The 13,359-nt window shown below is 32.9% G+C and carries 15 protein-coding genes; 10 read left to right on the top strand and 5 right to left on the bottom strand.

Annotation, left to right across the window (positions count from 1 at the left end; genetic code table 11):
• Positions 1 to 86: 86 nt before the first annotated feature.
• From Q0910_RS09485 to Q0910_RS09475, 3 genes are all read left to right on the top strand, one after another.
• Positions 87 to 2,732 carry a cation-transporting P-type ATPase gene (locus tag Q0910_RS09485; RefSeq protein ID WP_299215349.1) on the top strand — a complete coding sequence of 882 codons (2,646 nt, stop codon included), beginning with the start codon at positions 87 to 89 and terminating at the stop codon, positions 2,730 to 2,732.
• Positions 2,733 to 3,020: 288 nt separating this feature from the next.
• A complete protein-coding gene (locus Q0910_RS09480; protein WP_299215347.1) occupies positions 3,021 to 3,524 on the top strand; it encodes a hypothetical protein in 504 nt (167 codons plus the stop codon).
• Positions 3,525 to 3,535: 11 nt separating this feature from the next.
• A complete protein-coding gene (locus tag Q0910_RS09475) occupies positions 3,536 to 3,904 on the top strand; it encodes a spore germination protein GerW family protein (protein ID WP_299215345.1) in 369 nt (122 codons plus the stop codon).
• A gap of 136 nt (positions 3,905 to 4,040) precedes the next feature.
• Here Q0910_RS09475 and Q0910_RS09470 read toward each other — a convergent pair whose 3' ends face one another.
• Positions 4,041 to 4,799: an SDR family NAD(P)-dependent oxidoreductase gene (locus Q0910_RS09470; RefSeq protein WP_299215343.1), complete on the bottom strand. Its 759-nt coding sequence runs from the start codon at positions 4,797 to 4,799 to the stop codon at positions 4,041 to 4,043.
• 17 nt (positions 4,800 to 4,816) lie between these two features.
• Positions 4,817 to 5,470, bottom strand: a complete 654-nt coding sequence (locus Q0910_RS09465) for a WG repeat-containing protein (protein ID WP_299215341.1) — start codon at positions 5,468 to 5,470, stop codon at positions 4,817 to 4,819.
• 209 nt (positions 5,471 to 5,679) lie between these two features.
• Here Q0910_RS09465 and Q0910_RS09460 point away from each other — a divergent pair, with 209 nt between their 5' ends.
• Positions 5,680 to 6,180 carry a nicotinate-nucleotide adenylyltransferase gene (locus Q0910_RS09460; RefSeq protein WP_299215339.1) on the top strand — a complete coding sequence of 167 codons (501 nt, stop codon included), beginning with the start codon at positions 5,680 to 5,682 and terminating at the stop codon, positions 6,178 to 6,180.
• A 70-nt stretch (positions 6,181 to 6,250) separates the two neighbouring features.
• Here the strand turns inward: Q0910_RS09460 and Q0910_RS09455 are convergent, their stop codons facing one another.
• Entirely contained in the window at positions 6,251 to 6,520 is a 270-nt protein-coding gene (locus Q0910_RS09455; RefSeq protein ID WP_299215337.1) for an acylphosphatase, read from the bottom strand.
• 320 nt (positions 6,521 to 6,840) lie between these two features.
• Here Q0910_RS09455 and Q0910_RS09450 point away from each other — a divergent pair, with 320 nt between their 5' ends.
• The 6 genes from Q0910_RS09450 to Q0910_RS09425 all read left to right on the top strand — a co-directional run bounded on the left by Q0910_RS09450 (position 6,841) and on the right by Q0910_RS09425 (position 11,769).
• On the top strand, positions 6,841 to 7,479 hold the full coding sequence (locus tag Q0910_RS09450; protein WP_299215335.1) for a response regulator transcription factor: 639 nt from the start codon (positions 6,841 to 6,843) through the stop codon (positions 7,477 to 7,479).
• A 204-nt stretch (positions 7,480 to 7,683) separates the two neighbouring features.
• Positions 7,684 to 8,289: a flavin reductase gene (locus tag Q0910_RS09445; RefSeq protein ID WP_299215333.1), complete on the top strand. Its 606-nt coding sequence runs from the start codon at positions 7,684 to 7,686 to the stop codon at positions 8,287 to 8,289.
• The gene (locus Q0910_RS09440; RefSeq protein WP_299215331.1) at positions 8,286 to 9,455 is read left to right on the top strand and encodes a M20 family metallopeptidase; all 1,170 of its coding nucleotides are present in this window, start codon (positions 8,286 to 8,288) and stop codon (positions 9,453 to 9,455) included. The genes Q0910_RS09445 and Q0910_RS09440 overlap by 4 nt, the downstream gene beginning before the upstream one ends.
• A gap of 3 nt (positions 9,456 to 9,458) precedes the next feature.
• Positions 9,459 to 10,478, top strand: coding sequence for a hypothetical protein (locus Q0910_RS09435; protein WP_299215329.1), 1,020 nt, complete (start codon positions 9,459 to 9,461; stop codon positions 10,476 to 10,478).
• A gap of 115 nt (positions 10,479 to 10,593) precedes the next feature.
• Complete coding sequence (locus Q0910_RS09430) at positions 10,594 to 11,109, top strand: hypothetical protein (protein WP_299215327.1); 516 nt, start codon at positions 10,594 to 10,596, stop codon at positions 11,107 to 11,109.
• Between the two features lie 27 nt (positions 11,110 to 11,136).
• Positions 11,137 to 11,769, top strand: coding sequence for a hypothetical protein (locus Q0910_RS09425; RefSeq protein WP_299215325.1), 633 nt, complete (start codon positions 11,137 to 11,139; stop codon positions 11,767 to 11,769).
• Positions 11,770 to 11,873: 104 nt separating this feature from the next.
• On the opposite strand, the gene Q0910_RS09420 is transcribed toward Q0910_RS09425, so the two are convergent.
• Both Q0910_RS09420 and Q0910_RS09415 read right to left on the bottom strand, forming a co-directional pair.
• Positions 11,874 to 12,866, bottom strand: a complete 993-nt coding sequence (locus tag Q0910_RS09420) for a nitroreductase family protein (RefSeq protein ID WP_299215323.1) — start codon at positions 12,864 to 12,866, stop codon at positions 11,874 to 11,876.
• Between the two features lie 26 nt (positions 12,867 to 12,892).
• Positions 12,893 to 13,342 (bottom strand): DUF2267 domain-containing protein, encoded by a 450-nt coding sequence (locus Q0910_RS09415; protein ID WP_299215321.1) that lies wholly within the window; start codon positions 13,340 to 13,342, stop codon positions 12,893 to 12,895.
• Positions 13,343 to 13,359 lie beyond the last annotated feature (17 nt).

Below are 13,359 nucleotides of genomic sequence, written 5' to 3'. Positions count from 1 at the left end.
ATAATTTCTAAAATGGTAAAAGAACAAAACACACCACCTCTTATTCATGTTTATAAATAAAGTAAAGTCAGGTACAATAAATATAAATGATTAAGGATCCTCATTCCATACCAGTAAATGACATTATCAATCAACTACAAGTCGATTCAGATAAAGGATTGACTATCATTGAATCTAAGAAACGTCTTGCCACTTATGGCGAAAACAAACTAAAACATAAAAAGAAGAAAAATGGTTGGATCATTTTACTAGAACAATTTCTGGATCCCATCATCTATATTTTGAGTACTGCCATGTTAATGGCATTTGTTTTTGGAGAATGGTTAGAAGGTTTTTCGGTAATGGTGGTTATTATGCTTACAACACTCATAGGCTTTTTTATGGAACTACAAGCAATGCGGTCTGTAGAAGCATTACAAAGAATGAGTCAAACCGAAGCTAATGTATTGCGAGATGGAAACGTAGTTCGATTAGCATCCCGTTATTTGGTTCCGGGAGATATCATACAACTAACTCAGGGAAATGTAGTGCCTGCTGATGCTCGCTTAATTTGGCATCAGAGTCTGGCCGTTAAAGAGTCTATACTTACGGGTGAGAGTGATCAGGTAGAAAAACAGCCAAAAGTGACCCCTTTACAGACTCCTTTGGCAGAACGCATTAACATGCTTTATAAGGGAACCATAGTTACCAGAGGTAATGCAAAAGCTGTTGTTACAGCCACAGGAGATCAAACAGCCATCGGACAAATAAGTAGCTTAACACAAGAAGCTATTCAAAAAAGAACGCCTTTAGAAAGAAGGTTAAATCGATTAAGTCATTGGCTCATAGGATTAACACTAATTATGGCTGTATTAATTGCTATAAGTGGATATATACAGGGAAAAGATTTATTATTAATGATCAAAACAGGGATCGCTCTGGCAGTCGCCGCTATTCCTGAAGGATTACCAATCGTAGCTACTATAGCGTTGGCCAAAGGAATGGTAAAACTTTCTAAAAAAAAGGTAATTATAAAAAAGTTAGAAGCAGTACAAACCCTAGGAGAAACCACAATCATCTGTACAGATAAAACGGGAACTCTAACAGAAAATAAAATGGCTGTTCATAAGATCATATTTAATGATCAAGAATTCGATACTAACGATTTAGGAGATACTCTTTCACAATACAATCTAAAAAACAATAAAGTATTTAATAAAATTATTGAGGTAGCTGTTTTGTGTAATAACTCTGATACTGAAGATACAAGTATGAATGGGGACTCCATCGAAATAGCACTCCTAGACTTTGCTAAAAAAATAGGGTATAATTCTCAGCGAATTAGAGATCAATTCCCAGAGGAGGCAGAAATCCCTTTTGACGCTGAGCAAAAAGTAATGGCAACCCTAAATAAAAATGAGAATCAATATCAAATAAATGTTAAGGGAGCTCTGGAAAGAGTTCTTGATTCCTGCAACTATATATTATCAAAAGACGGAACTGAACCCCTTAATAATCGAAAAGAATGGTTTGATAAGGCAAATAAAATAGCTGCCGAAGGTTTAAGAGTTTTGGCTTTTGCATATAAGAGTACGAATATCAAACCAAATATGGATACCCTGCTACAAGAGCTTGTGTTTTTGGGAGTGATCGGATTTATTGACCCTCCTCGTTCAGATATAAAAGAAGCTATTAATACCTATAAAAATGCAGGTATTAATGTAATCATGATTACAGGAGACCATCCTAATACTGCCAGAAAAATAGGAGAGGAAATAGGTTTATTATCTGTTAATGATAGTGATCAACGTGTAATTCATGGTAAAAACTTAGTAATGTTAGATAACCTGACTACAACAGAAGAACATGAAATTTTGAACGCAAAAGTTTTTGCCAGAATGATCCCGAAACAAAAATTAGATTTGGTTGATTTTTATCAGAAGCATCATGCTATTGTAGGTATGATTGGAGATGGTGTTAATGATGCTCCAGCACTAAAAAAAGCAGATATAGGAATCGCAATGGGGATTAGGGGAACTGAAGCGGCAAAAGAGGTAGCAGATGTTATTTTGATGGATGACCAGTTTACATCTACCGAATTAGCCATAAGGCAAGGGCGGACAATTTTTGAAAACATCCGTCATTTTGTAATATATCTTTTATCCTGCAACCTTGCAGAGATTATTTCGGTCGCAATTGCTTCAATAACCAATTTACCTCTTCCTTTGCTTCCATTACAAATTTTATTTCTCAATTTGGTCACTGATATTTTTCCTGCATTGGCACTTGGCATGGGGAAAGGAGATCCGGGTATTATGAAACAGCCGCCGCGTGACCCTGATGTACCGATTATCACCAAAAAACTTTGGGCATCAACAATCATTTATGGAACATCTATAACTATATCAGTCATAGGAATAACTATATATGCAAACGCTGTTTTAAAATTGTCTTCAGAAATCATCAATAACATGGCGTTTTATACATTGGTGTTGGCTCAATTACTTAATGTGTTTAATATACCACATCGCAGCACTTCTTTTTTTAAAAATGAAGTCACTACAAACCCATGGATTTGGGGTGCAATAGGGCTTTCAATATTTATTGTAATTATCGCATATCATGTTAGGATACTTCAGCAAGTGCTTTCTCTGGTGCAATTATCACCAGAACAATTTCTAACGGTTGGTGTTTTCGGAATTGGAGCTTTAATCTTAACACAAATCATAAAACGTTTGGGCGGAACGGTTTAATCATTATTGAATAGGCATAGGCCTAATGGTTTTCGGTGACAGGTTACCAGGCATACTCATCAAATATTAATCAACAATTATGTGTTGAATTTTAGATCTTTTAGAGTATGAAACGATGAAATCAATACAGAAACCATTTTTATGAAATGGAAATCTATCCCCTACCAAAATTGATGTAAAACATGACAAAATTTCAATCCATAAAAATAGATCAAATAATTCCTCTAATATGATCAAAATCATTGTTATACTACTTTAATTTAACTTCTTTTGGATAAAACTTACGTAATGGTTTTAACCGTTGTTTTGATATCACTTTTTATTATAGCGATTTACATTTTATTGTTGCCAATTGTGATATGTGTTGACACAAATGCCAATGAATATTACATCCAATTAAAGGGTTTAGCAAAAGCTAGTATTGAAGAAGATAAAGAAGAAGTTATAAGAATAAAACTAAAGATGCTTTTCTTAAATTTTCATTTCTTTCCACTTAAAAAAATAGGTTTAGTTAAAAAGAAAAAAGTTAAGAAAAAAAGCACAAAGAAACGTAAGAATAGAATTAACATTAGAACTGGATTACGACTACTGAAATCATTTAAAGTAAAAAAAATGCTTTTGGATATAGATACTGGAGATTGTATTTCTAATGCAAAATTATATCCGGTTTTCGCATTCTTAAAGTATTATACTAAAGGTAGTTTTAACATCAATTTTGATGGTAGAAATGAAATGGCCTTGTACGTTCAAAACAGGCCTATTCATATAATTAAATCATTTATCAACTCTTAAAAAATAATATTATGGAATTACATTTTGAAGAATTATTAGGCAAGATTACAGATTTTATTAAATCTGAAGCAAAAACAGAAACTGTTGTTGGAGAGCAATTTGAACTGGGAGAGTTCAAGTGTGTGCCAGTAATAAAAGTAGGTATGGGATTTGGTTCTGGTGCCGGTGAAGGTGGACAAGCTAAAGGAAGTAAAGGCCAAGGCGGCGGCGGTGGCGCTGGTATTGGAATAGAACCTATTGGTTTTTTAGTGAGTAAGGGAGAAGAAATTTCTTTCCTTGAAGCCGGAAAAACCCACGGACTAGCCGCGGCATTTGAGAAAGTACCTGATCTCATCGAAAAGGTAATAGAAAGTAGAAATAAGAAAAAAGAAACCGCGTAAGGTTTTAAATTAAATAGAAGGATAACATATTTTCGATTACTTCTAAGAAAAATAATACTGAGTAGATTTATGATGATAAATCTACTCAGTATTATTTTTAAATTAAATGGTTATTCTTAGAACGATAATAACATAGCTAAGCATTCATTCCACCATCAATAACCTGCATTGTACCAGTAATATATTTGCTTTCATCTGAAGCCATAAATAAAACCAGATTGGCAATTTCGTCAGCTTCTGCATAACGGCCAAAAGGAATAATGGCTTCGAAACCTTTTTGTGCTTCTTTCGGATTATCCGGAGCTATATCTTCTTCTATAGAGCGCATCATATGAGTATGAACGGGTCCCGGATGTATTGTATTAACTCTGATTTTTCGATCAGCATTTTCTAATGCTGCAACCTTCATAATCCCAATAATTGCGTGTTTACTGGCAACATATGGACCTAACCCTTCAAAGCCTTTTAAACCAGCTACAGAGGATGTAATAATAACACTACCTCCTTCGGTCATTTTGGGAATTACGTACTGACATCCAAGAAAAACACCTTTTAGATTTACTGCTATTACCTGATCAAAAATAGCTTCTGGATATTCTACAATGGATTTGAATACACCTTCGATTCCCGCATTACTAAAAAAGATATCTATACTACCAAACTTCAACAACGTTTCTGATACATAGTATTTCGTATCATCAGATTTAGAGACATCAGCCAAGCAATAATCAATATTTGCGTTGTTAAACTCATCCATCGCATTTTTCAACTCATTTTCATTTATATCAACCAACATTACTTTTGCTCCGTTTTCCAAAAAAAGGGAAGCTGTGGCTTTTCCTATTCCACAAGCACCACCAGTAATTATGACTACTTTGTTTTTTAGCTTATTCATTTTAGTGCGGTTATGTATTAATTCGAAGCATTCATTTGTTTCAATTTCCAACTACCATTTTTGGTCTTTACAGCGACAAGACCAGAAGATACTAAGTAGGATTCAATAACAGGTCGCCATTTCATTTTTTCTTTTGTTAATACCAAATGTTCAGGACCTTGTAAATACATTTTTGTATTCCCTGAAGGGTCTATAACCACCTCGTCATAACTATAAGAAACTACTTTTTTATGCAATAGATCATTTTTTCCTAATTCTTCTTTAGAAATCTTTAGTACGATAGCATATCCTTTATCAAAAGAAGTCGCATTTACATATTCCGGTTCAATTATTGTCTTCCCACTTTTATCTATATATCCATAATAATAAATACCTTTGATCATTTGCTTGATCAAACATCTTCCTTCGTAAAAAGCAGGATAAGCTATAGGTTCTTTATATAAATTCTTTTTTTTAGATTTTGGATCAACATCTGTAGACCAAACCAAGTCATCTCTATAATCTATCACGATTTCACCATTGGAATTTATAAAAGCCCAGGTATTACCCTTTCTTACGGCTGCAAGTTCTTCATTAAAAGGTGTGATCTCGTCAATATTTTCTACTATCTGTCCAGCACTTAAATTAGCAAAGACGACAAGACTTATAAATAAAATAAATACATGTTTCATTGTTAACTATTTTAGGTTTATTCTCTAAATGTACCATCAATTATAGAGCTGTAAAATGAGAAATGTCATATACAAGAGACTCACCAAAATCCCCCATAAAACATTGTTTTTCTGACAATTATCATATTAACAAGAATCCAAACTCCGTATCTTACCTAACCAAACTAACAGTTGTTAGTATTAAATATGTAACACAAAAATTTAACGTCATGAAAAAACTAATTTTAGGTTTATTTGTTATCGGACTGACCATCCCTACTTTTGCACAAAAAGTAGAAAGACTAGAAGAGGTTATAGTAATTGCAACCAATTACAAATACCTTAATGAAGTAAATGAGGAAGCGGCTGATGTTCCCGTAAAACTACTCGAAAAAAAGGTCGCCACCTATGACCTTAAAGGTTCTGATTTTTATCAGGATGACTACGATCTATATTATGTTTCATTTTATATTCCTGAAGGAAAAATTCTGGCTGCGTATGACAAGGATGGAAACGTACTAAGGACAATTGAAAAGTTTAAAGGTACAAATCTTCCGCCTGCCGTTTATGCAGCAGTAACAGCAAGATTTCCAGGATGGGCTATTACCAAAGATGCTTATTTAGTTAATTATCATAACAAAAAAGGAACCACCAAAAAGTATAAATTAAGGTTAGAGAATGGTGATAAAATGATTAAGGTAAAAACCGACGAGGATGGTAATTTTCTATAAACCAAATTAAAAAGAATCGTTAAAAAGGAATTGTTTTTACAACAGTTCCTTTTTTTATTTAAAACCCTTTTTATAAAATTTCAAAATACTCATAAAACAAAGGAGTATCTTCTTTTACAGAGACATCCAAAACCTCAGCAAACTTTGGACCTATGGCACACCATTCTAAAAATGTTTTGAGTTGATTTTCATCTCCTTCTGCTTCAATATAAACACTACCGTCTGATTGATTCTTTACAGTTCCTTTGATATTTAATTCCAGTGCTTTTTCCAAAGTACTTTTTCGATACCATACTCCTTGAACTTTACCTTTTACTGAAATATTATAATGTTTGAACATAAAAAATTATTTGTCATTATTCTTTAGCCAATAATTACCAATCCACGAGAATAAAAAATACACATTGAAAGTTAAGAAAAATAACTGAAAATTCCCATAATTGATAAAAATCAGTTCTCAAAAAGTAACTCTTTCGTACATTGTTTTTTTACAAAAAATATTCAGATGATTTGATTTTTTTTTTTAACTTAGGAAGTAATTCCATTCTTATCCCTAAATTCTAAATTAACCTGTCTTAAGACACTGTTTGACTGACGTAAATTGTTTACGTTAATTCTTTAATGACTAACATTCTCTATATCATTAATAAATAAAACAAAATGAAATATTCTGTTGTTATTGTAGAAAACCACACCTTACTTTCTCAGGCATTAGCAGAATTAATAAATGGATTTTCTAGATTTAATGTATTGTATTCTTGCAGAAATGGAGAAGAACTTATAATGAGGTGTAAGAATAAAAAAAATATTCCAGAGATTATACTGATGGATATTAATTTACCTAAAATGAATGGAATTGAGACGACCTCAATACTCAAAAAAGAATATCCACAAGTTAAAGTTTTGGCACTTTCTACTGAAAGAAACACAAAAAAAATTCTACAAGTATTACAGGCTGGTGCAAAAGGATACCTTCCGAAAGATACAGAAAAGAGAATTTTGGAAAAAGCACTTATCGAAGTCCAGGAAACAGGATTCTACCATACTAAAGATGTCAGCAACTTATTACTAGAGTCATTATATGCAAAAAAAGAAAATAATAAGATACTCAAAGAACGAGAAATTGAATTTGTAAAGCATGCTTGTACAGAAAAAACCTATAAAGAAATTGCCAGTGATATGTGCTTAAGCCCAAAAACAATAGAAGGTTACCGAGACGCTGTATTTGAAAAACTTAATCTAAAAAATAGAACGGCAATGGTAATTTATGCTATCAGGAATGATATATTTACTCCATAACACAATCCACTTTACACTTTTTACGATATAAGAATTAGCTCAATATTCCTTTTTTATTCATATCTAAATTTCTCTTTATGTATAAACCCTCTATAATTTTGATTTCTTTCAAAAGTAAATGACACTTAATTTTTTCCTTAAGTGACAAAAATCAGTTCCTAAACGATACACCTTTTGTACATTAATAATTTAATGTATAACATCATGGACAATCAAAAGGAATTTATAACATTGGATGTTTCAAATCCAATATGGGATCATTTCTATACCATTGCACCATTAGTTATTGTAGGCACGAAAGAAGGCTCTGGGTATGATATGGCTCCTAAACATTTGGCAATGCCAATTGGCTTTGACAATTACTTTGGATTTGTATGTACTCCAAAGCATTCTACTTATCATAATATAATGGAAAACAAAGAATTTTCAGTTAGTTTTCCTTTACCTGATCAGGTACTTCTTACTTCTTTAAGTGCTTCCCCCAGATCTGAGATGATATCAAAATCGGATCAGATTATTTCCGTTTTGCCCACCATAAAATCAGATACAATTGACACTTTATTAATCGCTGATTCTTATATACGTCTGGAATGTAAGCTATTTAAAATCATTGATGGATTTAACACCAACAGCATTATTACAGGTACAATTTGTAAAGCCTCTGTCCATAAAGACTATGCTAGAATGTCTGAAAAAGATGAAGATCAACAAATTCACAAAAACCCCTTGCTTGCTTATGTAGCTAACGGACGTTTTGCTAGAATTTCTAAAACATTCAATTTTCCTTTTCCAAAGAACTTCACAAGATGAAAAATGAGAAAGAAATAGCCAATACAATTCAACGTCATCTTGCCAATCAAAAGGAAGAGATGTTGATTTTTTTGAAAAAGCTAATTGATATAGAATCCCCTTCTCATTCTATTGAATCCCAACATCAAATCCTTAATTTTCTAAAAAAAGAATTTCGACTGATAGGATATCAAGCCCAACACATTTTAGGCAAAGAAACTGGTGGATATCTTTATGCCAGACCAAAGCTAAGAGATAAAAAACTTCCTTTACAGCTTTTAATAGGTCATTGTGATACAGTTTGGCCTTTGGATACCTTAAAAGACATGCCTATATCGATTAAGGACGGTATGATCAAAGGACCAGGAATCTATGATATGAAAGTTGGATTAACTCAAGTGATTTTTGCATTACGCACCATTAAAAAACTATCGCTGCCCTTAACAGTTACTCCAATAGTCTTAATTAACTCTGATGAAGAAATAGGCAGCAGAGAATCTACAAATATTATCAAGAGATTGGCTAAAATATCTGAGCGAGCTTATGTTTTAGAACCTCCTTTGGATCTGGATGGTAAGTTAAAAACAGCCAGAAAAGGTATTGGGAGATTTACCATTACTGTAACAGGAAAAGCAGCTCACGCAGGTTTAGATCCTACAAAAGGTATTAACGCTATTGTAGAATTATCTCATCAAGTACAAAAACTCTTTGCAATGAATGATCTCGAAAAAGGTATAACCGTTAATGTAGGAATGATTGAAGGCGGTATTTCTCCAAATGTAGTCGCGCCAGAAAGCAAAGCAGTAATAGATGTACGCGTGTTAAATAAAAATGATGGTGAATATATTACTAAAAAGATTAAGGAGTTAAAACCAAAACTTCCTGATGTAACTCTGGATATAGAAGGTGGAATACGGAGACCTCCAATGGAAAAAACTGATCGTAATCAGCACTTATGGAAAGAAGCAAGGCATAAAGGAAAAATACTGGGTATCGACTTACAAGAAGCTACTGCTGGTGGAGGCTCTGATGGCAACACTACTAGTCAATATACAGCTACACTAGATGGATTAGGTACACCAGGTGATGGAGCTCATGCAACCCACGAGCATATTTTGCATAATAAGCTTATTGAAAGAACAGCGTTACTAACGCTATTACTTTTAAACAAACCCTTAAATTATTAAGTCATGAATCACAAATATATCTATACGTCACTCACACGAATTTCTGATCTTGCCGAAAGAGAGTTTACTTTAAAAAAGTTACCCAAAGATGAATGGAAAACGGGTGATTATGTCATTTGTAAAATTTTGGACGCTGGTAGCACTGAGCTTAAACTTGAACTTCCTAATGGCAGAATGCGTGGCGTAATAGGCGAAGAATCTATTGTTGGAGCTTTGGGAGAGCGTTTTGCAACCTTGGAAGCTACCGGAACCTGGAAAGAAGTCAAAGACGATCTTAAAATGAATGTTTTAACCGCTGCAGGACTTTTAGGAAAATTGACATCAAAATCAGTTTTCATACCCAATATGATGGAGATCATCTACATTGCGCATGCTTTTAGAGGTGACAAAAAACTGACTATGGATAGTTTCGTAAAACCGATAGAAGAAGTTTCTCTAAATATTCCTGTTATCCTCTTTGTTGGTACATCTATGTCTGCTGGCAAAACCACTTCTGCAAGAATTGTTACTAATCTTTTTAAACAAGCCGGTTATAAGGTGGTTGGAGCTAAACTAACAGGTGCTGGTCGTTTTAAAGATATTTTGGCAATGAAAGATGCAGGCGCAGATTCTATATTAGATTTTGTGGATGTTGGATTGCCTTCATCTATTTATCCTAAAGAAGAATATCGTAGTAAATTAAGTCTGCTGCTCAGTAAGATTGCTTTGCAAAAAGCAGACTTAGCAGTTATCGAAATAGGTGCTTCTCCTTTAGAATCTTACAACGGAGATATCGCAATAAATGCTATTAGAGAACAGGTAAAATGTGTAATTCTAAGCGCATCAGATCCCTATGCAGTTTATGGTATTATGAAAGCATTTGATATTATTCCTGATATTGTTACCGGAATATCTACAAATACTTTAGCAGGAAGAAAAATGGTAGAAAAGTTATGTAATGTGAAAGCTTTAAACCTTATCGATTCCACTACAACTACAGAATTAAAACAAATCTTATCATCAGCAACAGGGTTTTCAATTTAAAATTATTGCTTGTAAAAATGGATAATAACTTGCCCATCTCAGCATTATAGACAAATGATTCTTATCATATTTTCCTGAAGAATAGTTCAATATTTTTAATGATAAATACATAAAAATGAGACGTTCAGGGAAAATTATAGTGATTATACTGTCTGTTGTCGTGATATTCTTCTTATTGGCAACCTGGTATAAATATGAATATTCGATGGAAGAAGCCAAGGCTTTTCAATTAAATGATCCTACTCTGGATCAAAAACTTCTTATCGCAACTCAAGGAAGTGAGTTCAAAGATTCCATCACAAGTGGTCTCGTACGTCATTATAAATCAGATGCTATTTTTATAAAAGTTATAGATATCTCTTCTTTAGAACAAATTAATCCAGAGAATTATACCGCTATGGTACTGATTCATACTTGGGAAAACTGGAAACCGCCTTATGTTGTTCGATTATTTATAGAAAGAACAGCTGACTATCGGGATAAAACTGTAGTGTTAACAACATCAGGAGAAGGAGCCTATCAGATGAAAGAAGTAGACGCCATAACAGGAGAATCTAACCTCGAAGAAGCACCTGTTTTTATCAATAAGATCATTGATAAGTTGGATATGAAACTCCAACTAAAAAACTAATGATCATCAACTTAAAATCAAGAAATCATGAGAAAATCAATTTTTATAGTTCTAGTCCTATTACTATCTGCCTGTTCTTCTGTACACGTAGTAGATAGTTGGAAAAATGAAGAAGTATTGTTTTTCAAACCTCAAAAACTAATGGTTTTAGGAGTAACCCAAAACCTTACTGCACGTAAAATTTTTGAAGAGAACCTAAAAAAAGAGTTTATGAAACGTAATATCAACGCATACGTGAGTACTGAAACTTTTGATACTTCTTTCACAGATTCTCAAAAAACCGAAGCCGAAATAGACACCATGGTCAAAGGACTTTCGGATGAAGGGTTTGATGCAGTAATCATTAGCGTTGTAAAAGGTGTGGATGAGAAAAGAAACTATAGTTCCGGATATTATACTGTGGGATATCGCTGGACAAGATTTGGACGCTATTACTATAGATTTCAGGATATCTATTACGACCCAGGATATTATAATGAATATAAAGTGTATCACGTAGAAACTTCTATATATAATATCAATCTAGACGACAATAAATCTTTAGTTTGGGTAGGGGCTTTAGATATAGTAGATCCCCAATCTATTACTACTACAGTAAACGAATATGTATCTGCAATCATTGCAAGACTAGAACGTGATCGGATAATAACCAAATTATAGTTTGGTTCATCACAAGTTTTAAAAATTAAACAAAAAATAGCGAGGACATGGTCCTCGCTATTTTTTAATACTTACACACTATTAGGGTAGTATCTTAAAAATCATCAATTATAAATCAAAGTTTCTATATCTTTTCTTGGAGAAAAAGCAACACTTTCTACTGCATAACCAATTCGGATTATAATATTGGGATACTCCTGGTTAATTGGTAATGATTCTTTTAGATGGTTGGCTAATGTTTCTATTTCACAAGGAGGATTAAGATATGCATTTGCAATTCTTTTTTTGGTGGCTGATAATAAAAATCGTTCTAATGTAATACCCAAAGAAATCCAATTTGGAACAGTGTTACTTTTTGTAGTGAACACTATAAAATGCGAGGATGAATTAATTTTGCGTACATCATTTTTGTTTTGATTTTTAGCGTTTAAAAAAGACCTTACGATTGGCTTACCTATAAATTTTGGTAAAGAAGGTGCTCCCATTACTTTATAGGTTAACCCATCTTTATTTCGTAAAACATCTTTAGCATTAAAACGAATCCACTCTAACAGTTCACTTTTAAAACCAGGATCATTCATCTGTATGTTATTTCCTTCTAAAATATAATCTTTTATCGTGTTAAAATATGCATCTCCTCGTTTAAAACTATAGATATTGATCTTTTCTTCTTTATCAATATCCAATAATTCTTTTATGGTCTTTTCTGGAACATATTGCTTATTGTATTCACTTCTATTAGTCTGTCGTAAATCAATATAACTAAATAAAGGATCTGTTTTCTCACTTTTTGATTTCACTAAATCTACTTTTATAAAATAGTTAGTATTCTCCTCCAAAACTTCATAACTATAATCATAATGAAATCTATTAGCTGCAACAAGTAAATTTTCTAATGCACAACCTATGCTTATATATAACTCTCTATTGTTAGGATCTACAACCGATAATTCGTGACTTAGATCAGGATGTATTTCTATTCCAGTCTCTATAATTTTAAAGTTCCACGGCTGTGTATTATGACCGGATGGTGCTTTTGTTGCAGCGTGGATTATTTCCTTAAACTCATCTATTCGATTATTTTTTATTGTTTTCATGAGTATCTTTTTTTTATAAAATTGTTTTAGAAGAAAACAGCATTAAAAATCATATCCTTAAGATTTTTAGGAAGCTCATCTCTAATGTCTTGCATCTCTCCTGGCGAAATATATTTTCGCAACACAAAAAATGTGGTATTGATATAGTGTTCTGCAATTTCATTAGATTCAAAATCATACACAGATGTTACTCCATCAAAAGACCTCACTAAATCAATAAATTCTTCCATATGCTTCACGCGAGTCTTTTTTGTCTTAATAGACCATCCATTTACATAAACAGCTTTCAGAAACATTGGCAATTGTGCCATTAACTGCACGGATTCTTCTATAGAGATAATCTCTCTTAATCCATGTAAAACAGCAGATAAAATTCGTCCTGCTCTATCTTGATCATCGACCAAGTCCATTTCCTTAGCATAATCCTTTAAAAAAGTATTAGCTTCTACTGCGAATTGATTAAAATTAAGTGCCATAATATGTCATTTTAGTT

The sequence above is a fragment of the uncultured Aquimarina sp. genome (genome assembly GCF_947495315.1).
Classification (GTDB): Bacteria; Bacteroidota; Bacteroidia; order Flavobacteriales; family Flavobacteriaceae; genus Aquimarina.
Note: the sequence above shows the minus strand (reverse complement) of the source record. Positions and strands in the feature narration are given on the sequence as shown.